At 47.0% G+C, this 527-nt stretch carries 1 protein-coding gene; it reads right to left on the bottom strand.

Going from position 1 to position 527, the window contains the following annotated elements; all coding sequences use genetic code 11:
• Positions 1-15: 15 nt before the first annotated feature.
• Positions 16-527 (bottom strand): hypothetical protein (locus AC1DRJ_RS32140; RefSeq protein WP_477805631.1); only part of this gene is annotated, 512 nt, incomplete at its 5' end.

The following is a 527-nucleotide window of genomic DNA, read 5'->3' as shown; positions in this document are numbered from 1 at the left end:
ACCGCTACTGATCAGTCACTTCAACTGGCATGCTTTTATGAATTTGTCCGTTTCTCGCGTAGATCCGCTTACGGATACTGTTCCAGACCACTTAGAGTCGAACTGATCTGACTGAAGTCCTAGTTGAACCACCGATTTCGCTTCACGAAGGTCAGCTAAGACCTTCAGGATTTCATCTTTCTCCAAAGTGATGTACTGAACGTAATCGTTATTGCGTTGGGCGCTATCCGCTGTGAATCGATGGATCTCACCTTTATCTACTTTGATTAGTAGATTAAAAGCTGAACTGWTCCGCCCCTCTTGCCATTTTTCTTTCTGCAGGAGTGCGAGGGACAGGTTCTCTGAATCGCAGTCGAATGCAATCGATTGCGAGGCGTTTATGGAGCCGAGCATCATAGCTTTCTTGCCACCTGAGAAGATGTCGTCTTGTGTAGTTGTATACCAATCAGCACTGGCAGCCGATGAAATGGTAATACCAAGAAGTGCAACCGCTGCCGCGATCCCTATTTTCATGTGGGTACCCCTAG

The organism is Pseudomonas sp. P5_B2, assembly GCF_056400445.1.
The sequence above is the reverse complement of the archived record's forward strand: the minus strand, read 5'-3'. Positions and strand labels throughout refer to the sequence as shown.